23 protein-coding genes are annotated in these 24,071 nt (G+C 38.8%); 11 read left to right on the top strand and 12 right to left on the bottom strand.

Translation table 11 applies throughout. The annotated features are described in order from the left end of the window. From QJV33_RS07800 to speD, 4 genes are all read right to left on the bottom strand, one after another. Positions 1-558, bottom strand: a complete 558-nt coding sequence (locus tag QJV33_RS07800; RefSeq protein WP_281462792.1) for a histidine phosphatase family protein — start codon at positions 556-558, stop codon at positions 1-3. Positions 559-570: 12 nt separating this feature from the next. After that, positions 571-726 carry a hypothetical protein gene (locus QJV33_RS07795; RefSeq protein WP_281462791.1) on the bottom strand — a complete coding sequence of 52 codons (156 nt, stop codon included), beginning with the start codon at positions 724-726 and terminating at the stop codon, positions 571-573. Positions 727-1,031: 305 nt separating this feature from the next. Next, positions 1,032-1,892, bottom strand: a complete 861-nt coding sequence (gene speE, locus QJV33_RS07790; protein WP_281462790.1) for a polyamine aminopropyltransferase — start codon at positions 1,890-1,892, stop codon at positions 1,032-1,034. Positions 1,893-1,990: 98 nt separating this feature from the next. Continuing rightward, on the bottom strand, positions 1,991-2,455 hold the full coding sequence (speD, locus tag QJV33_RS07785) for an adenosylmethionine decarboxylase (RefSeq protein ID WP_281462789.1): 465 nt from the start codon (positions 2,453-2,455) through the stop codon (positions 1,991-1,993). Between the two features lie 371 nt (positions 2,456-2,826). On the opposite strand from speD, the gene QJV33_RS07780 reads away from it, so the two are divergent. Both QJV33_RS07780 and dksA read left to right on the top strand, forming a co-directional pair. After that, positions 2,827-3,771 (top strand): sugar phosphate isomerase/epimerase family protein, encoded by a 945-nt coding sequence (locus tag QJV33_RS07780; protein ID WP_281462788.1) that lies wholly within the window; start codon positions 2,827-2,829, stop codon positions 3,769-3,771. A gap of 235 nt (positions 3,772-4,006) precedes the next feature. Beyond that, complete coding sequence (dksA, locus tag QJV33_RS07775; RefSeq protein WP_281462787.1) at positions 4,007-4,438, top strand: RNA polymerase-binding protein DksA; 432 nt, start codon at positions 4,007-4,009, stop codon at positions 4,436-4,438. A gap of 57 nt (positions 4,439-4,495) precedes the next feature. Here the strand turns inward: dksA and panC are convergent, their stop codons facing one another. Next, a complete protein-coding gene (gene panC / locus QJV33_RS07770; RefSeq protein ID WP_281462786.1) occupies positions 4,496-5,317 on the bottom strand; it encodes a pantoate--beta-alanine ligase in 822 nt (273 codons plus the stop codon). A gap of 236 nt (positions 5,318-5,553) precedes the next feature. Between panC and QJV33_RS07765 the strand changes: the two genes are divergently transcribed. Continuing rightward, positions 5,554-6,438 (top strand): DUF2272 domain-containing protein, encoded by an 885-nt coding sequence (locus QJV33_RS07765; RefSeq protein ID WP_408869653.1) that lies wholly within the window; start codon positions 5,554-5,556, stop codon positions 6,436-6,438. A gap of 7 nt (positions 6,439-6,445) precedes the next feature. Here the strand turns inward: QJV33_RS07765 and QJV33_RS07760 are convergent, their stop codons facing one another. Beyond that, a complete protein-coding gene (locus QJV33_RS07760; protein ID WP_281462785.1) occupies positions 6,446-6,856 on the bottom strand; it encodes a rhodanese-like domain-containing protein in 411 nt (136 codons plus the stop codon). Between the two features lie 86 nt (positions 6,857-6,942). Between QJV33_RS07760 and QJV33_RS07755 the strand changes: the two genes are divergently transcribed. The 4 genes from QJV33_RS07755 to QJV33_RS07740 all read left to right on the top strand — a co-directional run bounded on the left by QJV33_RS07755 (position 6,943) and on the right by QJV33_RS07740 (position 10,228). After that, positions 6,943-7,398: an acetyltransferase gene (locus tag QJV33_RS07755; protein ID WP_281462784.1), complete on the top strand. Its 456-nt coding sequence runs from the start codon at positions 6,943-6,945 to the stop codon at positions 7,396-7,398. 64 nt (positions 7,399-7,462) lie between these two features. Next, positions 7,463-8,182, top strand: coding sequence for a response regulator (locus QJV33_RS07750; protein WP_281462783.1), 720 nt, complete (start codon positions 7,463-7,465; stop codon positions 8,180-8,182). Further along, a complete protein-coding gene (locus QJV33_RS07745) occupies positions 8,151-9,563 on the top strand; it encodes an ATP-binding protein (RefSeq protein ID WP_281462782.1) in 1,413 nt (470 codons plus the stop codon). Before QJV33_RS07750 ends, QJV33_RS07745 begins: the two co-directional genes overlap by 32 nt. A gap of 86 nt (positions 9,564-9,649) precedes the next feature. Beyond that, positions 9,650-10,228, top strand: coding sequence for a YqaA family protein (locus QJV33_RS07740; RefSeq protein ID WP_281462781.1), 579 nt, complete (start codon positions 9,650-9,652; stop codon positions 10,226-10,228). A gap of 59 nt (positions 10,229-10,287) precedes the next feature. Here QJV33_RS07740 and QJV33_RS07735 read toward each other — a convergent pair whose 3' ends face one another. The 3 genes from QJV33_RS07735 to QJV33_RS07725 all read right to left on the bottom strand — a co-directional run bounded on the left by QJV33_RS07735 (position 10,288) and on the right by QJV33_RS07725 (position 13,395). After that, the gene (locus QJV33_RS07735; RefSeq protein ID WP_281462780.1) at positions 10,288-10,662 is read right to left on the bottom strand and encodes a hypothetical protein; all 375 of its coding nucleotides are present in this window, start codon (positions 10,660-10,662) and stop codon (positions 10,288-10,290) included. A gap of 76 nt (positions 10,663-10,738) precedes the next feature. Beyond that, positions 10,739-11,617, bottom strand: a complete 879-nt coding sequence (locus QJV33_RS07730) for a 4-(cytidine 5'-diphospho)-2-C-methyl-D-erythritol kinase (protein ID WP_281462779.1) — start codon at positions 11,615-11,617, stop codon at positions 10,739-10,741. A gap of 17 nt (positions 11,618-11,634) precedes the next feature. Next, positions 11,635-13,395, bottom strand: a complete 1,761-nt coding sequence (locus QJV33_RS07725) for a tetratricopeptide repeat protein (RefSeq protein ID WP_281462778.1) — start codon at positions 13,393-13,395, stop codon at positions 11,635-11,637. Between the two features lie 60 nt (positions 13,396-13,455). On the opposite strand from QJV33_RS07725, the gene QJV33_RS07720 reads away from it, so the two are divergent. Together QJV33_RS07720 and QJV33_RS07715 are read left to right on the top strand one after the other, a co-directional pair. Further along, positions 13,456-14,220: a uracil-DNA glycosylase gene (locus QJV33_RS07720; RefSeq protein WP_281462777.1), complete on the top strand. Its 765-nt coding sequence runs from the start codon at positions 13,456-13,458 to the stop codon at positions 14,218-14,220. A 94-nt stretch (positions 14,221-14,314) separates the two neighbouring features. Beyond that, positions 14,315-16,189, top strand: a complete 1,875-nt coding sequence (locus QJV33_RS07715; RefSeq protein WP_281462776.1) for a lytic transglycosylase domain-containing protein — start codon at positions 14,315-14,317, stop codon at positions 16,187-16,189. Between the two features lie 63 nt (positions 16,190-16,252). Here the strand turns inward: QJV33_RS07715 and QJV33_RS07710 are convergent, their stop codons facing one another. The 3 genes from QJV33_RS07710 to hpnH all read right to left on the bottom strand — a co-directional run bounded on the left by QJV33_RS07710 (position 16,253) and on the right by hpnH (position 20,889). Further along, complete coding sequence (locus tag QJV33_RS07710; RefSeq protein WP_281462775.1) at positions 16,253-17,542, bottom strand: hemolysin family protein; 1,290 nt, start codon at positions 17,540-17,542, stop codon at positions 16,253-16,255. A 171-nt stretch (positions 17,543-17,713) separates the two neighbouring features. After that, positions 17,714-19,141 (bottom strand): aspartate ammonia-lyase, encoded by a 1,428-nt coding sequence (aspA, locus tag QJV33_RS07705; RefSeq protein WP_281462774.1) that lies wholly within the window; start codon positions 19,139-19,141, stop codon positions 17,714-17,716. Between the two features lie 557 nt (positions 19,142-19,698). Then, positions 19,699-20,889 (bottom strand): adenosyl-hopene transferase HpnH, encoded by a 1,191-nt coding sequence (hpnH, locus tag QJV33_RS07700; RefSeq protein WP_281462773.1) that lies wholly within the window; start codon positions 20,887-20,889, stop codon positions 19,699-19,701. A gap of 428 nt (positions 20,890-21,317) precedes the next feature. On the opposite strand from hpnH, the gene dxs reads away from it, so the two are divergent. Both dxs and QJV33_RS07690 read left to right on the top strand, forming a co-directional pair. After that, on the top strand, positions 21,318-23,336 hold the full coding sequence (dxs, locus tag QJV33_RS07695) for a 1-deoxy-D-xylulose-5-phosphate synthase (protein WP_281462772.1): 2,019 nt from the start codon (positions 21,318-21,320) through the stop codon (positions 23,334-23,336). Between the two features lie 66 nt (positions 23,337-23,402). Beyond that, entirely contained in the window at positions 23,403-24,059 is a 657-nt protein-coding gene (locus QJV33_RS07690) for an ABC transporter substrate-binding protein (RefSeq protein WP_281462771.1), read from the top strand. Positions 24,060-24,071: the final 12 nt, after the last annotated feature.

Below are 24,071 nucleotides of genomic sequence, written 5' to 3'. Positions count from 1 at the left end.
CTAAAAATCAAAAGTCTCCAGCTTTCCAAAATCAGGTAAGTCTCCTAACAACTCTATGGGCTTTATATCCATTGCTACTTGACGTAATAAGCGAAGAGGCCCTGCGTGCGATACAATTAACGCATTTTCTTGTTTTTTGTGAATTTCTTGCCAAACTTCAGAAACACGATCGAATAGTTCCTGACCATTCTCTCCCCCTGGCACGTTCCATCCCCAAGGGTCTTTTGCCCATTCATCAATCAAGGATTTAGGCAAATCATCCCATAACTTACCTTCCCAATCGCCAAAATGGAACTCTAACAAACGATCCTCTATTTGATAAGAAAGCCGATATCGTTCAGCAATGCTTTGAGCCAATTTTAAACAGCGCGTTGCTGGAGAAGTATATATTGTCACATTTTGAAAATCCGTAGGCAAAACCGCAAATTGTTCCCACGCCTCTTTCAAAGCAACATCGGTATGCCCATAACACAACCCAACAGGCACATCCACAGGAGGATGTCGCATTAAACCAATTTGAAACTTACCTCGTTTAACAATATTTTCTTTGTTTGTCATTGTTTGGATCATTTAACTATTATCAAATTCATCTTGATCCTGAAGCTGCCTTTGAATACGTTTCTTTTCCGACCAACGCCCCATTAGAATATCCCACAATGAATAAAAAATTGCTACCATTACCAAAATAATGATACAAACAGTCAGCAAGGTTATGACTTGACTCATTCTTTTCCCCCGTTCTCAGGCAGTAGCTATACAATAATTTTAATATGAAACCCCACCTATAATACTAATATTACGATATGATACTATATTTTTAAATTTATGGGTAATTAATGATAGCCACAAGATTTTATAAAAAATAAAACGAGATACACCATAACACACATTATAGTGACACTCAAAAATGACTAAATCACATATAGCTTCATCAAGAAATATGAGCGTTTGTAGCAAAAGAATTCAATACATATACCCGTGAAAAGAATATTAGAAATCTTTAATGTATTCTAATATTCTTTTATAATAACTTAGGGGAGTTGCTCTTGAATATATGGAGGCAGACAAAAAGAGGCAGTATGAACCTCTGGTGACCAATATCTTGTCTTGCCTAAAATATTCGCTTTTTGCGCACGTTCAGTAATCACATCAACCGATTGACGTGTAAGGTTTTCCCCTTTACCCGCAATGCCAAGAGTCATAAAGCCACCAACATAAGTTGGAACTGCCGCAACATACGCAGACACATAGGAAAAAAACTTCGCCCGACGTAAGCTGGTTTCACGCAACTCATCGGCTTGCATAAAGGGAACACCGCATTGATTTACGATCAATCCTTGGCTTGTCAAAATACGCGCACAATCACGATAAAATGCATCTGTAAATAAAACTTCCCCAACACCAATTGGGTCAGTGCTATCTACAATAATAACGTCGAAACTTTCATCTTTGGCATCGGCAACATATTGAATACCATCACCAATAATCACTTCGGCTTTTGGATGATCCCAACAACCATCAGAAATCTTGGGCAAGAATTCTTTTGATAGAGATACAACATCCCCATCAATTTCAACCATCGTTACTTTTTCAATATCAGGATGTTGTAAAACCCGACGCAAAACACCCCCATCCCCAGCACCAATAATCAGCACGCGTTTGGCATGACCATGCACAAACAAAGGAACATGTGCCAACATTTCTTGATAAACAAATTCATCTTTTTCGGTAATTTGCGTTGCACCATCAAGCAACAATACGCGTCCATAAAAATCATTTTCAATGATACGAATATCTTGGAATTCAGATTTTTTATGGGCTAATTCTTTATCAACACGAAAGCTTTGCTTCCATTCATCATAAAGTGTTTCATCTATCCATTGTTTAGACATTGAGTTGTCCTTTTCACTATCTTCAAATACAAAAAAGCTGGACAATATCGTTGCCCAGCTTTCATTGATCTGTAACTCTCGCCGATCAATTATCTGGCCTAGAGATTCTCTTTTCCACGTCTTTGTTCATCCAGAACGATGCGTTCTGGCTTAAAGAAACGTTGCAATACAGGAATAGATGTATATGGATCGCATGAACCACACATAAAAATATCCAAAGCCGCAAAATTACGTTCAGGCCATGTATGAATTGAAATATGGCTTTCTGCCAACACAACAACCCCTGACACACCACCATTCGGAGAGAAATGATGGAAATGGCTATGCAAAATTGTTGCACCCGCAACAATTGCTGCCTCGCGCAAAACGCGATCTATTTCTTCAGGAGAATCTAGATTCGTCGCATCCCACAGATCCACAAGCAAATGTGTCCCCGCAAAACGCATACCGTCTCTAACAATAAAATAATCTTTGCGATCTTCCATATTATATGCAAGATCACCCGAAACCTGGTTACTTCTCGGAACTTCCGAGACCATCCCCAGTTGAGCAAGTGCGTTCATCAACGTACCCCTAAACCAGTAGATAGCCTGTTGGGCATTACGCCCCCTTGGGCCAAACGAATTCGAAAAAGTAGAATATATTTCCTATGACTAAAATTAACTCTTACTTACTTTAACCAAGGCTAAAATAATTTTAATCACTCTATATTCCATGAAACAAATGACTGACGTCATAATTGGGTTACTATATGATCCTTTATCTTATGAATCACAAGTCTTTTTTTATTATAAATACATTTTTTACAAAAATAATACTATTTTCCAGACAATGTGTCTATAATTCCTATTTTGTAACAAAGCTGTGTTTTGTCATTCATCTTATATATCATTATCTTGGCTATAATATCAACCTTGCTCAGAGATATAAAATAATGACAATAGTTGAGCCTCTCAATATATCTATTACAACGGCACCATGTTGTTGGGGGGTCGATGATCCCAAAAATCCCTATTTACCACCGTGGTTACGGGTATTAAAAGAGGCTTCTTTGGCAGGGTATAAAGGGCTAGAGTTGGGACCATACGGTTATTTACCTTTGGATGTCCCCCTTATCTCTAATGTGCTTAATCAATATGATTTGTTTATTATCGCAGGAACTATTTTTAGCGATCTTGTGTCCGTATCAAACCGTCAGTCATTATTATTCCAAACCGATAATATTTGTCACTTATTATCACAACTTCCTCAACCGAATCGGTACTCGAATCAACATTACCCTACCCCTTATTTAACAATTATGGATTGGGGGCATGATGTTCGCGATTACGCCGCAGGGCATAGTGATCGTGCCCCACGGTTATCCCCAGATGAGTGGAAAGAAATGACAGAAACAATCACTTTAATCGCAAAACATGCGTTTGATATTTATGGCATTCGTACCGTTATCCACCCACATGCGGGCGGATATATCGAATTTTCAGACGAAATCGAACAAATTGTCCAAGATATTGATTCTCAAATCGCTGGATTATGTATTGATACAGGTCACACCTATTATGCGGGTATGGATCCCGTCAAAACGCTTTTACATTATCAAGATCGTATTGATTATATCCATTTCAAAGATATTAATATATCTGTCTTTAACGACGTTATGCAAGAAAAAATCCGCTTTTTTGACGCATGTGCCAAAGGGGTCATGTGTCCTATTGGCAAGGGCATATTGGATTACCCATCTATTTACACAACTTTGAAACAAATAAAATATGAAGGATTTATTACTATTGAGCAAGAAAGGGATCCCCGTCATGCGGATGGCAGTTTACAAGATGTCAAAGCCAGTAGAGCGTTCTTAAATAAAATGGGATTTATTTAAATGCTCCAGTCGTTTTAATATAGAATAAATAAATACTTAAAATAATTATAATAAAATCTAATATAACAGGCATATTTGCCTTATATATTTCGTAGATTAAGTTTTTTTCATTAAAATTACATTTTTTTCTTGGCGTAAGATGCTGTTGATATTATAACCCTTAAAAAACAAAGAGTAAGGGTAATCTTCTATATCTATCAATTTTCACTATATGCACAACGTAGGTACTTAATATATGAATACGATTTCATTTAAAAATGACTACAAACCCTCTGATGACGAAGAGTTCATGAATCCTCGTCAACTCGCATACTTTAAGGCAAAATTAGAAGCGTGGCGCGCTTCGATTTTAAACGATTCAAACGAAGCATTAAACCATCTCTCTCAAGACCGCCCTGCTGATATTGATTTAAATGATCGAGCCAGCTCTGAAACAGATCGTGCATTGGAACTAAGAACGCATGATCGCGCAAGGAAACTCCTCTCGAAAATTGAACATGCACTCAGAAAAATTGACGATGGCACTTACGGTTATTGTGAAGTCACTGGCGAACCAATCAGTTTGAAACGTTTGGAAGCACGTCCCGTTGCAACCTTATCCATCGAAGCACAAGAAATGCACGAGAGAAAAGAGAAAATCTATCGGGACGACCTTCCTGTAGAATAATTTTAATCCAGATGGCTGTTGAAACCTTGTTATACGAAACAAGGTTTTTTTATTGTCTTATATGTTATCCAATAGGCGAACGGATCCTAACTTGGCTGCTGTAATCAAACGTGCATTTTGTTGCCACTCTGAGATTTTACACAAAGTCTGACCATCCACAGCGTTAAAATAATCGACTTCAAATCCATTGTCCGATAATTGTTGCACAGCGTCTTTTAGAACTTCTGTAACACTATCACCGCTCAATAATCTTTGGTGGCTTTCCTTTAACACTTTATATAATAAAGCTGATTTTTGATGGTCTTCTTGTGATAAAAAACGATTCCGAGATGATTTTGCAAGCCCATCTGTTTCCCTAACAATAGGCACGCCAAAAATAGAAACAGGAATATTTAAATCTTCGACCATTCTGCGGATCACTTGCAATTGCTGCCAATCTTTTTCCCCAAAACAAGCAACATGCGGTTTTATCAAAGAAAAAAAACGATAAACAACCGTTGCAACCCCTGAGAAATGCCCTGGTCTTTTTTCCCCTTCCCATAATAAAGAAGGACCACCCACTGTAATATGGGTGGCAAAATCTTTTGGATAGATATCTCCCACCCTTGGCAACCACACCAAATCAACGTGATGCTGTTCCAATAACTGAATGTCACGTTCTTCGGTTTTGGGATAACGGCTAAAATCTTCTTGTTGATCAAATTGTAATTGATTGACAAATATTGTTACAATACAATAATGAGATAGCTCCTTGGCACGTTTAACCAACGCCATATGCCCTTCGTGCAATGCCCCCATTGTTGGAACCAATGCCACAGAATAATCATTAAACCCAGCTCTAGCTTGTAAAAATTCTTGTAAATTACGAGCAACAATCATGAAAAAACCTTAACTATATATAAATTAAAAATAGATCATAAAATACATGATAATCAGATAGAATATAATATTTCATGATATATTAAAGTGCTAAAAAGCAACAATTCTTTTATAATGCTGTATTCTGGTAAATAAAAATCATTTTAAAAAAGTAAAAACTATTTTACACAAGGATACTTATTAATACACCCTTCCTATCTGTTAACGCCTTATTTATAAGATGATTGAATAAAAACATGATTCGTAAGTTGTCACCGTTCATTATATTGGGATTTTTAACCGCTTGTGGTGGTCCCTCTAATCAACAAATTCATACAAATCCAAGGGGAACATCCCCTCAACAGCAACAATCATATTATGATGATCGTGTCCCTGATTTTGCCACGAATAATTTTGAACCTTTTGCAAGACAAGAAGCCGTTGCAATTGCTTTGCGTGAATGGCGTTTATTTGGTCAACCCGTTGCAGATTACGATCCGTTACAACATCCCGAACCAGAAGTACCAGATTTCAAAGCCGAGCGCATGCCTGGTCTATGGCAACGTGTTGGCGAGTATTGGTGGATTGGTATGGATCCAGGCATGCCCGAAGGCAGCTATACAGGCAAACATAACTCCAATGGCACTGTATTTAATTTCCGTAATGACGGACATTATGCATGGTCTGCGGCGTTCCTCTCTTACGTGATGCGTATTGCAGGTGCAAATAATCGTTTCCCCTACTCTCCTAACCATGCCACCTATATTAATGCGGCAGCTTCTGGAGAATCTCAAATCCTACGTGCTCAAGACCCAGCCAACTATGCGCCTAAACTTGGAGATATGATTTGTACCGCACGTGGAAAAAACAGAGATAGTATCCGTTTCTCTAGTTTACCTACGGGTTACATGTTTCCAGCACATTGCGGTATTGTCGTGTCTGTCAATGAAAATGGACAACCTTTTGGACGTCAAATCAGTATCATTGGCGGAAATGTCGATGATTCTGTGGCTTTGACTCATGTGCCTGTTGATACATCAGGGAAACTTGCTGATCCAAACGGCACCAGCTATGATTCTCGTTACCCTTGGTGCGTTGTGCTGGAAGTATTATATGACGCTGAAACAGCATCACATAAATAATTAAAGACTATATTGGCTGAATCGCAGGCAGCTTTTCAGCCAACCATCCCGCAATTTTACCCGTTTGACCTGTTGGGTCTGTGGGACCTTCAAAGCCATCTTGGACGTTGATGACATGGGAAAACCCTGCTTGTTGCGCCAGCATTGCGGCAAGCATGCTGCGTTTGCCAGAGCGACAGACAAAATAAAGTGTTTGTTCTGGTTTTAAACCAGATTCTGTCAAATCTGATATGAAATTATTATTTCGTTCCCCGTAAATATTTTGGACACTGATCTTTAAAATATTTTTATTCAAAGATGATAGATCAGGATAACCTATTTGTTCCCACTCTTGAGGTGTACGAACATCAATTAACACCGTATTCTCGTTATTCTTTAACTGATCCCATGTTTCAGTTGGTGTTTTTTCATCAATCATTTTAAAGTCCTTACTCAATAATAAATTTATAAAACGCATTAAACACGATAATATCCAATACTACCTTAAAAAGAATCAAAGGCACTATGATGACCATTACTATTCGTCAATCAACACCATCAGATAGCCAAGCTATTATTAATCTATGGCATGATACGATTAAAGCAACCCATCATTTTTTATCAAATGAAGACTTTCATCTTATCCATCAAGAGCTTTCTTCTTTTATACCCAATATACCAGTTATTTTAGCAATGAACGCACAAAAAGAAATTACTGGTTTTATGATTTTAAACGAAAATCATATAGAAGCCTTATTTATTAACCATACTTTGCGTAAACAAGGTATTGGCAAGGCACTGATTGCGCATGCTTTATCACAGCATGCTCATTTAACAACCACTGTTAACGAACAGAATACTCAAGCCGTTGATTTTTACAAACATCTAGACTTTCAACAAACACATCGTACAGATCATGACCAGCAAAATAGACCTTATCCCTTATTATATTTAACTTATACTGACAAAAAACAAATTTAAATATCTTTACTTTCATAAAAAAATTCTTACGAATATATCCTCAAAAAAACATAGTGGATCAGCAATGGAACATCCTGCACATTTATTAATTATCGATGATGACCATGAAATTGTTGAACTTCTCTCTCAATTCTTAAAACGTCATCATTTTGAAGTAAGCCATGCCTATAATGGTGAACAAACACGACAAATTTGGAAAAAAAACACCTATCATCTGGTGATTTTAGATTTAATGCTGCCAGGTGAAAGTGGCTTTGAGATTGCCCATTGGTTAAGGCAGCAAGATGATATCCCCATTATCATGTTAACCGCCATGGGTGAAGAAACAGATCGAATTATTGGATTGGAATTAGGGGCGGATGATTACGTCTCCAAACCATTTAATCCTAGAGAGTTACTTGCACGTATTCACTCTGTCTTGCATCGTTCGCAACGCAGAATTCAATCAAAAGACCATCAACAAAAGCAATCGATTCAATTTGGGGAATGGATTTTAAATACAACCTCACGTCAATTATTGCATTTGGATAAAACAGAAACCCCATTGACAGGAAAAGAATACGATCTTTTACTGGCGCTCTTGGAACATGCACCCAAAATTGTCACACGAGATCAGCTCTCTGAAATCCTGTACGGACATGAACTTCCCCCAACAGATCGCACGATCGATGTGACCCTTAGTCGTCTCAGACGCAAATTACAAGATGACGGACGACAATCTCAACTCATTAAGACCGTTCATAGAGGGGGATATGTCATCGCCGTCCCCGTCCGTCATGTCTAAACAATCATCGAAAAAATGGCGGTTATGGCCTTCTTCGTTAGCCGCTAGAACGGGGTTGCTCCTTATCGTTGGCATCGGTTTGGTAGAGGCTTGCGGGTTAATGATTCATACCTTAGATCGACTGGACTTTGACCGCATCACCCAAGAACAAGAAGCCGCCAACCGCGCCACCGCAATCTATCGTGATATTTCGGAGGTTGATAGCGTCGATCGTATTGATGAAATCAATGACCTCGATCCAATGCATGGTTTTACCATTTTTCTTTCTAATCAACCAGACTTACAAAAAATTACACCGCGCTCTCAAAAATTGGAACAAACCGTATCTCATTTACTGACTACGGTTCTCTTTCCACCAGAATTACGCCCCAAAGAAATTATTGCCGCCTCTGACCGAGATACCCATCGCAGTGCTATTGCTTTTCAACTGCCTGATGATAATAAATGGCTAAATATCAGCTATACACTTTCCTCTCCTAACCCTTTTACATCAGCCACTTTTCCAATTGCTTTTTTCGTTATGGCAACCGCAACAGGGTTATTAACATTTTGGGGTGTGCGCAGATTAATTGCCCCTGTTGGCACCTTAGCTGCCGCCGCTGAAAGATTAGGACAAGATGTCAATGCGCCACCTCTACCTGAAACGGGTCCTTTGGAAGTCGCTCGCGCAGCAAGAGCCTTTAACAATATGGCGCATCGTATTAATCGTTTTGTAAATGATCGTACCCAACTTTTACTCGCAATTGGTCACGATCTACGAACCCCCATCACACGCCTGAAATTACGCTCTGAATTTATTGATGATCCCAAATTACAAAAGAAATTTATTGCTGATTTGGATGAACTTGAAAGTATGATTAAAGCCACACTCGATTTTGGCAAAGACAGCACACGCCATGAACCTATTGTCTCTCTGAATTTAACAAAGCTATTACAAACGTTAATTCATGAATTACAAGAAACACATCCTGACAAAAAAGACAATATCTTTTTGTGTGAACCAACCCCACATATTACCACCAAAGCCCGCCCCATTAGTTTAAAACGCGCCTTGCAAAATTTAATGGAAAATGCGCTACATTATGCAGGAAATGTTTCTGTTACTTTGAAAATAGAACAATTACCCATAGCCAAAGACCCACATCATGATAGACGGATCATTATCTTAATCGAAGACAACGGACCAGGGATTAGCGAAGAAGCATTGGATCACGTTTTTGAACCTTTTGTTCGTATGGAAACCAGTCGCAATCGAGCAACAGGAGGGACTGGCTTAGGATTATCAATCACAAGAAATATTATTCACGGACAAGGTGGAGATATTACCTTGAGCAATCGCCACCCCAATGGTCTATGTGCAAAAGTGACATTGATTGCATAAGCACCTTACAACCTATTTAAATCCTTGCGGATCAAAGATAAACATGGCAGGACTATACTGATTCTTTGATAGTCAGGAATAATTTTATGCTTAACCGTCTTTATCAACGTGCTATCCAATTAGCTGGCAGCCGTTATGCAACCATATGGCTTGCTTGTATTGCTTTTGCCGAAGCCAGTTTTTTTCCCATCCCTCCTGATGTTTTATTATGCCCTATGATCTTGGCAAAAAGACACAAGGCATGGCTTTACGCAACCATATGCACTTTTTTCAGTGTTTTTGGTGGGTTATTGGGATGGATTATTGGCGCATTTTTGCTGCAATATTTGGCGATGCCAATTGTCCATTTTTATCATGCCGAACAGCAGCTTCTGAATTTACAAGAGAAATTCAATCATTATGGTGTGTGGATCATTTTAATCAAAGGATTAACCCCTATTCCTTATAAATTCGTCACCATTGCTTCGGGTGCTGCACATTTTTCAATTATGCCTTTTATGATTGCCAGCCTAGTCACACGCGGAATACGTTTTTTTGCAGAAGCTGCACTGCTTTATAAATTTGGTCCTCCTATTCAAGATTTTATAGAAAAGCGCATGATTTGGGTTGCTACTGCTTTTTGTATTTTACTGCTCGGCGGCGTTCTAGCATTTAAATATATTTAATCAATTTCAACGTTAACGCTATAGAAACCTATTTTGCAATATAAATAGGTTTCTATAGTTTAGGTTGTCTTGATTTTTTTGACTTTTAAACTTCTTTGCAATGCTTTTGTATAGTCTTTGGTTTGTTGATCGGACAAGACAAACCCAACAGCACCATAACCAGGATGTTGAAACGCTAGTAACGTTCCTGTCGTATCTTGATCCTTTTGTATTGCCCATTTTGTTTGATAGGCAGGCTTTATTTTTGCACCCTTAATGTCAGGAATGGGCTTTCCATCAGCCATAGACCAATTCACTATCCCCAATACACGGATCAGGTCCTCTAATTCTGCTTGAGTCAGATCTACTTTTGATCCTGGGTTATTCTCATCAGAAAACGTTAAGGTTGTTTTCGTGCGATCCTCAGAGATTTTAATATTAATATCAATAGCCATTTTACTCTCTTTCTCTACCTTATTATTAAAATAGTGAATATCGTTATTATAAAATTAACACAATAGAAACCTGTCGCTATTTAACATTGCCCTCACCCCCCCAAATCCACCAAGGATATCGTTGTGCTAATAAATCTGCTGCGTAGCTTGCTTGTTGTGCAGTTTCAAACAGCCCAAAACATGTTGCCCCAGACCCGCTCATTCTGGATAGGCGGCACAAAGGCAATTTCTCTATTGCTTGTAGCACAGTCGTGATTTTGGGATTTAACGCACAAGCAGGAGGTTGCAAATCATTGGTTAATTTTGATAATTCCCCAATCAGGGATTCAAAATTATTTAACTCAGTTATAGACTCTATATAGCCTGAAAAATGAGCCTCTCTCTTACGAAAAATCTCGGCGGTTGAAACGGCTTCCCCATGATTGACCAACACCATTCCAAACTGAGGCATTTCTGGTAAAAAGGAAAGCGTTTCCCCTATTCCCTCCATCCGTTGCGCAACAGGGGTTAGGCAAACAGGAACGTCTGCCCCCAACTTTAAAGCCATTTGAGCCAAATCTTGTTGGGATATATTTATATCCCAATAGTTGATTAATAACCGTAATGTTGCCGCAGCATCAGAAGAACCCCCACCAATTCCAGAAGCAACAGGTAAATTCTTTTCAAGGCATAATTTAACAGGTGGTAAGTCTTTGTCAGCATAAGTTGCCAATTGATATGCTGCTTTGACAATTAAATTATTCTTTAAATCTTCATGTTGTAATGATCCAAAGAATGGACCGGTCATCTGTAAACTCACCAAATCAACATGCTCACTATCTACTGGCATGATTGTTACGTAATCCCCAACATCAGGAAAAACAACCAAACTATCTAACAAATGATACCCATCCTCTCTTTTTCCGGTGACATGCAAATTAAGATTAATTTTTGCATATGCTTTTTCTTGCATCATTGGAAATATCCTTGATTTTATTTTTCTGGAGTAATAACGGGTATATCTTTGTTTTCTTTAGCACTTTGCAATGCTTTTAAAATCAACTCTTTTTCTTCAGATGTAGGCGAACAAGTTAACGCCACATTCCATTGATTAATTGCCTCTTGATGCCGTCCTGTTTTCCAATAAGCAACCCCAAGATGATAATTTAACTCTGGATCTTGTGGAATGGTTTCCGCAGCAAGCTCTAATTGCTTTACCGCATCATCAAGTTGGTTATTAACCAACATCGCCCATCCGAGGCTGTCCCTAATAGCGCCTTCATCTGGGGCAATATCAACAGCTTTTTGTAATATTTCCTGTGCTTCTTGGGTATTTTTACCTTTTAAAACCCAAGAATATCCTAGAAAATTCAACAACATGGGTTCATTCGGTGCAAAAACCAAGGCTTGTTTTAAATCTTTTTCTGCCTTATCCCATTGATTTAATTTCTCATAAGAGGCTGCGCGCGCAAAAAATACTGGCCAAACACTGCTATCCATTAATTGGGTAAGCTCTAACACTGCAGTATAGGCTTCGGCGGCTTTTTTATATTGTTTTTCATCAAAATATAAATCTCCCAACGCCTGTTGAATATCAGGGGACAAAGGATATTCTTGAATAAGGGCTTTGATTTCTTTTTCAGCTTGCTCGTTATGATTTAACAATGCGTTCAAACGCGCAACACGTAATTGCATCACAGTCTTTAATGGATCATTGGCAGCAATGGGTAAGAGGATATCTCTGGCTGCCTCAAAATGTTTTTCTTGTGCTAAAATCCCAGATAGCATCATTTTTGCAGAAGACAATTCTGGATTTAACTTTAACGCCAAGCGCAAAAAAATTTGTTCAGTATGTAACGCAATTTTATTGGCAAGATTTTGATCGATATTACTATCAGGAAATTGAGAAGCAAGATCTTGCTGTAACAAAGATGCCATTGCTAAATAAACTTGTGCGATTGCTTGTGGTGCATTTTTTAAGGGAAATTTTTGCAGATTATTTTTAATATCTTGTGCAGAAACCTCTAAAAACGATAAGTTTTTAACCAAATTCCCTACCATGGCCTCTGCTTTACCCGCCCTGTGATGCTCAATAAGCCAATTGCCATAAGCCTGTGTTAAGAGCATGTCTTCACCAGGAAAAGATTTATTGGCTTTTTCAAAATAAACACCCGCTTTATCATTATCCTTAGCCAAAGCATACATGATACCCGTATGTAAGGTATATAAAGCAGATAATGGCTTCCCTTGGCTATTTTTAATAAGCATCGCCAAAGCTTGATCTTTTTTACCCTCGCCATACAAACACCAAGCCTGTAATAATGGATAGGTAATTTGACTAAAGACATCCATGGGAGGATGGGAAACATAGCGATACGCATCTTGCCATTGTCCCTTCAAAATCGCATCATTCGCCATGATCAAATCAGCAATGGGGTCTTTTTGCGTTTTTGCCAATTGCACCGCAAGGTCATTTCCTGCCAACACGCTGTGATAAAAAGTGATTCGACGTAAATCATTATCGGTTGGGCGTAAAGACAAAACATTATGATAAAGACGAGACGCCATGTCACTATCATCGGTTCTGGCAGCAAATACAGCAGCCAGATAATCACCATATCCGCCTGTTTTATGCTCAAAAGATAAAACAGGATCAGGATCCTGAGCTATAGGCACAGCATGTGCAGCCAAAGAAAATTCAGCAACCATAGAAATCGATAAAAATATAGTGCATAAAAAGCGAGGACATTGCATAATGTATATCTTTTCAATAAACAGGATTTGAATCAACCTTCAGATTGATCGTTACCCAACATGTTTGATCATTTATCTCTTTTAACTCTTTATTCAGAATGGGGCGTTGATGAAACCCTTGCATCTCTATGTACAAACCACTTGGATGATAGAAAGTCAACCCCTTCAATCCCTGTTATCAAAACATCTTCTGTGCACCACAAATCACTTGTAAAACATCCAAATCAACCCTTACAAGCAAAAAATATAGATGAACTTTGCAAAGTGATTACTTCTTTTAAAGAATATCCATTACATAATACGGCAATGCACTGTGTTTTGCCAAAGGGAAATCCAAATTCACGTATTTTTATCATCGGTGAAGTACCAGATGCTGACGAAGACCGTAGTGGGCAAGTTTTCTTTGGTCAGTCTGAATTTTGGTTAAATCAACTATTAAACAGCATTGATCTTTCTTTGGAGGAATGTTTTCGTATGCCGATTATTCCCTGGCGACCACCAGGGGGACGACAATTATCCAATAATGAACTGGCTACATGTTTGCCATTTCTTTATAAAGCATTAGAACTCTATAAACCACAATTTATATTCAGTATTGGCATTCTACCTGCACGTATTTTGACGCAAACCTCTGCCCCCATCAGTCAATTAAAAGGGCAATGGCACACAATCCATCTTCCACAAACCCATATTACACTCCAATTATTCCCTTTGCGTCATCCTTCGCAAATCCAAGCGAGTGCAAAGATAAGACAGGAAACTTGGAATGATCTTTTACATATCCGCAAAACCCTTAGCGATACTGGTATAAAATTTTCCATATAAGCCACTGATATGTTTATTATATTTTATTCAACACCTTAATTCTTATAATTAAAAACTTGATTTATTGAACAAATAACTTACATATTGAAGCATTATGCAAGGGATATATTCTATCTCCCCTTCGGTTGTTCGGGCTTTGGTGGCCAGTGCAACCTTGTTGGCAGGTGTTTCCGCCTCTACAATCAGAGCGCAAACACCTCAGCAACAAGATCAATATGAAGATGTAACCGTTTCAACCACTCGTTCTTCGTCAAGTGGCAGTAATGGTTCAGTTCGGTTTCCTCGCCCATTGGATGGGTTGGATGCTCGGCGTATTCGCCACATATTTGATCTGCAACGTCAAGGGGACTTCAAAACAGCTCAGTCTGAAACCATTGCGATTTCAGACAATTTGTTGCTCGGCGATATTTTGGCCGAGCGTTATCTTAACCCTCAATTTACCCCAAATACTGGGCAGCTAAAACTATGGTTGAAAAACTTTCCAACTTATGCCGATTTTTCGCAAATCATCAAAAGATTGAACAGTTTAAACCCAACCAATACAACCATTTCTATAGATCATTCTTTCCCTGTTCTAAAAGCAGATGTGACACAAGCATCATTGCCAATGCCAACAGAAGCAGACCCTATTATCACGCCTTTTAAAAGAAATCCTTTACTGGATAAAACCATCTTTACCCGTAGTACTTTGGGGGTAAAAGGAGCTAAAAGCGCCTTACAACTCATCAAAAAAACTTCGGGCATGACGGATCTATACGCAGCTCAATTACAAGCTGAAATTGCGCAGCAGCTTTTCTCTATTGGAAAAGATGAAGACGCACTGCGTATTGCACAACAAGCATTTTCCCTTTCCAAAGGGCGCATAGGATTGGCAGGATATGTTGCGGGTCTCATCGCATGGAAACAAAATGATAATGACTTGGCTTTTTACCTATTTTCCAAAGCCTCTCATGCCGATATAACCGCACCCCACATCCAAGCAGGTTGTTTCTTTTGGGCAGCACGCACTCGTTTACACGCACATGATCCCAATGGATATCAAGTTTGGTTGCGTAAGGCTGCCAATGCGCCTTTGACATTCTATGGAATTTTAGCCCAAGAAACGTTGCGAAAAAACAAAAAAAGCCTTTCTGCACAATCCTCGTTAACCGAAACAGCAAGTAATGCCGACATCAGTGCGGTAGAAGATACGCCTTTGGGAAAACGTTTATTTGCTTTGATACAAGTCGGACAAAGGGAAAGAGCAGAAATCGTCCTTAGACAATTATGGATGCAAAGCAATCATAATATTGCTTTGTCCCGCTCCATTCAACTGGTCGCCAAAGCTGCTAATTTCAAAGGGCTTTCTGACCAATTACAAACCATTTTAACCCATCACGAAGAAACGGTCAAAAGCAACGTTGCCTTGCCGTTGCCTAAATTAACACCAAGACATGGATTTAAAATGAATCCAGCGCTTGTTTATGCATTAACGCGATTAGAATCAAACTTTAACAGCAAAGCCATCTCCCAAAATGGAGCAATGGGATTAATGCAAATCATGCCTGTTACCGCTCAATATATCGCCAAAAAACAAGATAATGTTTCGCTAAATTATCCTTCAGAGCTTAAAAATGCAGCACTTAATTTAGAAATTGGACAGCTTTATTTGGAACATTTAGCAGAATTATCCAACAAAAAAGATAATCATGGTGGCAATTTATTACATATGCTCGCCAGCTATAACGCAGGTCCTTCTATGATTAATAAATGGCTGGAAATAGCCGACTATCAACATGATCCTTTATTATTTATGGAAACAATTCCTGTCACTGAAACCAGACATTATTTGCATCGTGCATTAACCTATTTATGGATTTATTCTAAAGAACTTGATCTCCCAAGACCTTCATTGAATTCTTTGATGCAAAATCAATGGCCTTGTTTTGAAAACGAAAAACACATTATGAAATCAGTAACAATTCATTAACATAAAAAAGGCTTTTTTATTCAACGAGGAAAGCCTTTTTTAATAGCTTCATATACAATATGGTTAGTTCTGTGCAACAGCCTGCCGACTGGCTTGGACTTTCGTCACACGCCTGCCATCCATTTCAATCACCTCGAATAACCAACCAGAAAACACCACTTTATCACCAGTGACAGGCACACGACGTAATAAAGCCAAGATCAATCCGCCCAATGTGTGATAACTCCCCTCACCAGGCAAATCATCCAAATTTAATTGGTCTTTTACGCCGTCAACCAATGTTGTCCCATCTAGTAAATATTCGTTGGTTCCACCCGCTTCTAATCGTGGTGCATCCAACGGTTCGTTTTCTTCACCAACAATAGCTTTAAAAATATCGGAAACTGTGATTATTCCTTCGAAAGAACCATATTCATCCAACACTAAAACAACACCCAACACATCGGCTCTTAAACGTTCCAACGCATCCAATGCCGACATGCTATCCGGAACCACCAAAGGTAATTGCAAACAAACATCAATTGATAATTCTTTGCCTTGTAATAACATCGTTAAGACGTCATTCGCTGTAATAATCCCCAATGGATTATCGATACCACCTTCACATACTACTAAACGCGTATACTGCGCGTTCAGCAAAGTCTTTTTTAACTCTTGCACAGAAGCCGAACGATCCACCCACACGATCTCATTTCTTGGGCGCATTAACGCCCGAACAGGGCGATCTGCTAAACGAAGCAAACGCTCGATCATATTGCGTTCTTCAATTTCAAGGATGCCAGTTTGTGCGCCCTCAGCAATATACGCCCTTAACTCTTCCTCGCTTACGGAAACACGAACATTTTTATGACGGCGTAATAATCTTAAAATCGCCTCTGAACATTTTCCCAAGACCCATACGCCTGGGGCAGCAATCTTGGACATAATTTCAAAGGTTCTTGCCAAGCGAACAGCGATTGCTTCTGGGTCTTGTAACGCAAGCTGTTTGGGGATTAACTCTCCAAAAACCAGCATAAAAAACGTAATTACCAAAACAACCACAAAAATAGAAATATCATCAGCCAAAGGACCAATCACAGGAAATGTGCTGAGCCATCGGCTTAAAGCAGCCTCAAGCCTTGCTCCTCCGAACGCACCTTCGAAAATTGAAACAATGGTTATTCCTATTTGGATTGTCGGTAAAAAACTGTGTGGATCCTCCATCAATCGTATGGCACGATCTGCCCCACGCACGCCTTGGCGTTGCATCGTGACTAAACGTGTTTTTCGGCTAGAAATTAATGCCAATTCCCCCATGGCGAAAATACCATTCAGAAAAATTAAACATATAATAATGATGATAGAGATAATCATAAATTGCTACTAACCTGCTCAAAGAAATCAAGAGAGGTAATTATATACCTAATCCGAGTATAAAATATAACATTAATTCAAAGATATCGATAAAAAATAAAACGCTATTTCTTACCTGAGCTTATAACAACAGGTAAGAAATAGAGTGCAATCCTGTCACAAACAGAGCCTCTAATGCTTCAGATCAGTCAAAGCCAAATGTGGTGCAATCATATTTTCAGGTTTTAAGATTTTTTCAAGTTCAGCTTCGCTTAAGAGCTTTTCTTCACGAACGAGTTCCAAAACCCCTTTGCCTGTTTCCAACGCCTTACGTGCGATGCGTGTGGCATTTTCATACCCAATATAGGGATTTAACGCTGTAACTAGACCAATTGAATGCTCAACAAGGTTTTTACAATGTTCTACATTCGCTGTAATGCCATCAATACATAATTCTCTCAACATATCCATTGCACGAATTAACAGAATGCTAGAGCTCATAGTTTTATAAGCAATCAGAGGTTCCATCACATTCAACTGCAACTGTCCACCCTCAGCAGCCAATGTCAGTGCCAAATCATTTCCAATCACAGTAAATGCCACTTGATTGACCGCTTCGGGAATAACAGGATTTACTTTTCCTGGCATAATAGAGCTGCCTGGTTGTCGAGCGGGCAAGTTAATTTCATTGATCCCTGTCCTTGGACCACTGGATAATAATCTTAAATCATTACAAATCTTGGATAATTTGACGGCTGCGCGTTTTAACATTCCAGATAATAAGACAAAAGCCCCCATATCAGAAGTTGCTTCGATCAAATCTGTTGCAGGAACTAGCTTATGACCTGTAATCTTTGCTAAATGCTCGACTGCTAATGCTTGATAATGTGGATCAGCATTAATCCCAGTACCAATTGCCGTTCCACCAAGGTTAATTTCACATAATACATCAGGTACCAATGTACGAATACGTTCTAAATCTTCAGTCAACGTCGTTGCAAAAGCATGAAACTCTTGTCCTAAGGTCATTGGTACAGCATCTTGCAATTGTGTACGACCCATTTTAATCACATGTGCGAATTCCTCGCCTTTTTTAGCAAAAGAATCTCTCAATTTAGAAAGTGACTCAAGCAGCGTATCATAACCCAATAAGAATCCGACACGAATAGCAGTTGGATACGCATCATTCGTTGATTGCGCCATATTCACATCATTATTTGGATGGAGATACTGATATTCACCCTTTTGATGTCCCATTTCTTCCAAAGCAATATTGGCAATGACTTCATTCGCATTCATATTGGTTGAAGTCCCTGCTCCACCTTGGATCATATCTACTTGAAATTGATCGTGAAATTCACCATTCACAATACGTTGGCATGCTTTTTCAATCGCATTATATTTTTTATCGGATAAATAACCCAATTTATGATTAGCCGCAGCCGCAGCCCATTTTACCAAAGCAAGCCCATTCACAAGATGAGCGAAATGAGATAACGGAACCCCCGTTAATTTAAAGTTATTAATCGCTCTTAATGTTTGAATACCATAATATGCCTCATTAGGAACATCCAATGTACCTAATAAATCTTTCTCGGTACGAAATGTTTCGTTTGACATACAAAAATCCTTTTATAAAATGACAAATTTAAGTTGATACATTCCCTATGGTAGAAAGAAAAAAAGAATAAGCAAGGAAAATAAAGTCACAAAAAAACTACCAACCGAAAGGTTCACCATCTTCATCTTGCACAATAATCGATGTTTGCACTCTTAATCATTTCAAGAATTTCATTAAATCTTTAGAAACACTCTATGAATGACTAGAAATCTAAAGCAATATAAATTGCTTTTGGAAAAAAAGACACATGTCAAATTCCCTCGTTTGGGATGATTTCCGTCTTCTAACCCTAATAACCAAAATTCGTTACGATTTTTTTCTTTAATAAAGCTAGACAAGAAGGAAATATAATCGGCAATCAATTTCTACATATTAATTATTATAACACTGTTAAACCTCATAAAGGCATTCAAGGAAAAACACCCTATGAGGTCTTAAATGGTTATTTTAAACAAAATCTGTAAACAACACGATCAATTCGTACACTTCATTAATAAAAAACGAGCCTTTACTAAGAAAAGCTCGTTTCCAAAAACTCAATTTATTTAAGTAAAATTTAAGAGTTTTCTTTAGCCTCTTCTTTTTTAACCGTTTTGACACGACGAATGGTTGTGGTGCGTTTACTTGCACTGGGGGCCTCGGTTTTGATTTTTTGCATCAAACCTTGGACTTGTTCATTATATGCATATTCAGCTGGACGTTGTTTGGACAAATCGATCTCTGGTGCCATGGGTCCTTCGGTTTTTGGTCCCATCAATGCAACCTGAGCAATATGCCAAGGACGTTGAATTGCATCTTTTACAGCAGTAGATTCATATCCAGAATGCACCATACAATCCGCACATTTCGCATAATTACCCGTACCATATAAATCCCACTGAGTGTCATCCATCAACTCTTGATAAGTAGACGCATAGCCTTCACCCAACAGATAACAAGGACGTTGCCATCCAAATACTGTTTTTAAAGGTTTACCCCAAGGAGTACAATGATATTGTTCATTTCCCGCAAGGAAATTCAAGAATAAAGGAGATTGCGTGAAACGCCATTTATGTCCTTTACCCAACCGGAAAACATCACGGAATAGTTGCTTGGTTTTTTGACGGTTCAAGAAATGCTCTTGATCTGGTGCACGTTCATACGCATAGCCAGGGGCGGTCATAATCCCATCAACACCCAACGCCATCACTTCATCAAAGAATGACGCAACACGATGAGGATCAGCACCATCAAATAACGTACAATTAATTGAAACTCTGAACCCTTTGGATTTAGCAAGCTTAATTGCTGTAACGGCTCTGTCATACACGCCATCTTGGCAAACAGAGGCATCATGCATTAATTGATCGCCGTCCAAGTGGATATCCCAAGAAAAGAATGGAGATGGCTTATAATCATCAATTTTCTTTTCCAACAATAACCCATTGGTACATAAATAAACATAGCGTTTACGTGCGATTAACCCTTGGATAATTTTGGGCATGTCTTTGTGCAACAAGGGTTCCCCCCCAGCCACAGCAACCACAGGCGCACCACATTCAGCATCGGCATCCAAACATTCCTGAACACTTAGCCTTTGATTTAAAATCTCTGCAGGATAATCAATTTTCCCGCAACCAGAACAAGCAAGATTGCACCGTAATAGTGGTTCCAACATCAAAACCAGCGGATATTTTTTACGTCCTTGTAAATGTTGCTTTACAACATAACTGCCGACTCGAACCGCCTGCATCAGAGGAACAGCCATTTTTCAGCTCCCAAACCGGAAAACCGGTATTTAAAATACAATAAATTTAGATTTATTTAAGATAAATAAAAATATACGACAAGAGTAAATTAATCTTTTAAACAACAAAAATTATTTCAACCAGATTAATTCGTTAACACATCTCGTTCATATCTGATGTAGAACACAACATAATGTATTTCCATCAAAATAGCAGATTATTTATAGAAATAATTTTTTCTTGTCAGATTTTAGTGACAATTATATCACAAAATAATCATGCTATTTAGAAAAATATCGAAAAATATACTTAAACACACTGTTTATTGAATGAAGATTCGTATAATTAGAAGTTTCAATCTACGATTAAACAGGCTAAAAGCAATTTTATGAAATACAAATGTTCCGCTCATTTGTATCCTTGTGCAACAAAACGGATGAGATCAAACATGGATGAACAACCCGAAAATCCTAAGAATCAATATACTCCTTCAGGAAATGAATCGGCTAATTTCATTAAATCTATTCCTACCTATGGACGCTTCCCACTCCTCGATCATATTCGCCACCCTGCTGATCTGAATAATTTATCGATTGAACAACTTGAACAAGTGGCACGCGAATTGCGCGCTGAAACCATTGATGTTGTTTCAACAACTGGTGGACATTTAGGAGCCTCTTTGGGGGTTGTGGAACTGACTGTTGCGTTGCACGCTGTCTTTGACACACCCAGAGATTCTTTGATTTGGGACGTAGGACATCAGGCGTATCCCCATAAAATCCTTACAGGTCGTCGGGAATTAATCCGTACATTACGCCAGCCTAACGGGTTATCAGGATTTACCAAACGCTCCGAAAGTATTTATGATCCGTTTGGGGCTGCACATTCATCAACCTCTATTTCTGCTGGACTAGGGATTGCGGTTGCTAATCATTTCAAAGCAAAATATGACCCAAGTTACATTGAACGAAATGTTTTGGCAGTTATTGGGGATGGATCTATCACAGCAGGAATGGCGTATGAAGCCATGAATAATGCTGCGGTTGCGGGTCCAGGTGCAGAAAAATTGATTGTTATCTTAAATGATAACGAAATGTCAATTTCTGAACCTGTTGGTTCAATGTCCGTTTATCTATCCCAACTATTATCTTCTCGTCATTTCCTTGGGCTACGTGACCTTGCTGCCAGAGTGGCCAGTAAACTGCCTGAAAGTATTGAAAAAAGAGCAAAAAGAGCTGAAGAATATGCCCGTTCAATGATGACAGGCGGAACATTATTTGAAGAGCTCGGCTTTTATTATGTTGGACCTATTGATGGTCATAATTTGCAACAACTGGTTCCTGTTTTACGCAATCTGCGTGATGCGGAACATATCGGACCTATTTTATTACATATTGTTACAGAAAAAGGACATGGATATAAGCCTGCAGAAAGCTCTGGCGACAAATACCATGCTGTTTCTAAATTTAATGTTATTACTGGGGAACAGACCAAAGCCCCTCCTGGACCGCCTTCTTATACCTCTATTTTCAGCAAAGAGCTGTTAAAATGTGCAGAAAAAGATGAACAGATTGTTGCCATTACGGCGGCAATGCCGACAGGAACAGGATTAGATAAATTCGAACAAAAATTCCCAGATCGCTATTTTGATGTTGGTATTGCCGAGCAACATGCAGTCACTTTTGCTGCTGGTATGGCAACAGAAGGTATCCGCCCATTCTGTGCAATTTATTCCTCATTTTTACAGCGTGCATACGATCAAGTGATGCATGACGTAGTTTTACAAAAGCTACCTGTTCGTTTTGCAATTGATCGCGCTGGTTTGGTGGGTGCCGATGGTGCAACCCACGCAGGAACTTATGATATTGCTTATCTTGGATGTTTACCTGACATTGTATTAATGGCACCTAGTGATGAAGTTGAATTAATGCACATGACGGCAACCGCTGCTGCTTTTGATGAAGGTCCAATTGCCTTTAGGTTCCCTCGTGGTCCAGGTTTAGGGTTAAAGCTGCCGACTCAAGCCGAGATTTTAGAAATCGGTAAAGGACGTATTATCCAAGAAATGAGCAATCAAACAGGCAAGGAAAAAGGTGGCATTGCCATTCTTTCCTTTGGTGCGCGTTTGACGGAATGTTTAAAAGCTGCTGAAATATTAACAGAGCAAGGATATCCCCCTACCATCGTCGATGCACGTTTTGCAAAACCATTAGATACCGATTTAATTAACCAAATTGCCCGTAACCATAAAGTACTTATTACAATTGAAGAAGGCTCTCGTGGGGGATTTGGCGCATTTGTAATGGAGCATCTTGCTGGCAATGGATTGCTAGACAATATTCGTTTCAGACCAATGGTCATTCCAGATTTTTTCATCCATCACAATACACAAAATGCACAATATGCCCAAGCAGGTTTAGACGCAGCATCGATTGTAAAAACAGCCATAAAAGCAATTGAGGGTTGATTATCAATCATCTTAGTCTAATATAATCTTTAACAAAACGTTTATTTGAATAAAGTCAACATAGCAATGAAATTACAACATTTTCTCTTATTATGTGGTTTTACCCTTGCAAGTACAACCACTATTCAGGCGCAAGCACAAACCCAACATACACAGCCTTCTGATACAATGTCGGCAAAAAGCAATCAAAATGCTGTCAAAGAACCTGTTGTAAAGCTATATCAAGCATTAAGCACTATCCAAAAATCTGCTGGAAATTCACTTGCGCAACATGGGGTAATATTGAATCAAGCTTTGGATGCCAGCTATGATTTCCCTGCGATTATTGGAAAAACGGTTGGGTATCGTTATAATTCTTTTACCCCACAAGAAAAGACAGCTGTCTTAGAAGCATTTAAGAAATATACCATTGCAAGATATCTCTCTAGTTTTGCCAATGAAAAAGATACACAATTCAAAATTTCCTCTGATATAAAAGCCGTTACAACGGGAAATAAGCAAATTGTCAGCACTACGATTGATTCTGGTAACGATGCAACCCAAATCAATTACATCGTCCAAAATACCCCCCAAGGGTGGAAGATCGTTGATGTATTGTTAAATGGCAACATCAGCCAAACCGCCGTCCAACATGGTGATTTCAGTTCTACCCTTGCGAAAGGTGGCAGCCAAGCACTGGTGGAAATGCTTAATCAAAAAACACAATCTTTTAATAAAAAATAGTGTTCACTACGA

The sequence above is a fragment of the Commensalibacter nepenthis genome (assembly GCF_029953305.1).
GTDB lineage: Bacteria > Pseudomonadota > Alphaproteobacteria > Acetobacterales > Acetobacteraceae > Commensalibacter > Commensalibacter nepenthis.
Note: the sequence above shows the minus strand (reverse complement) of the source record. Positions and strands in the feature narration are given on the sequence as shown.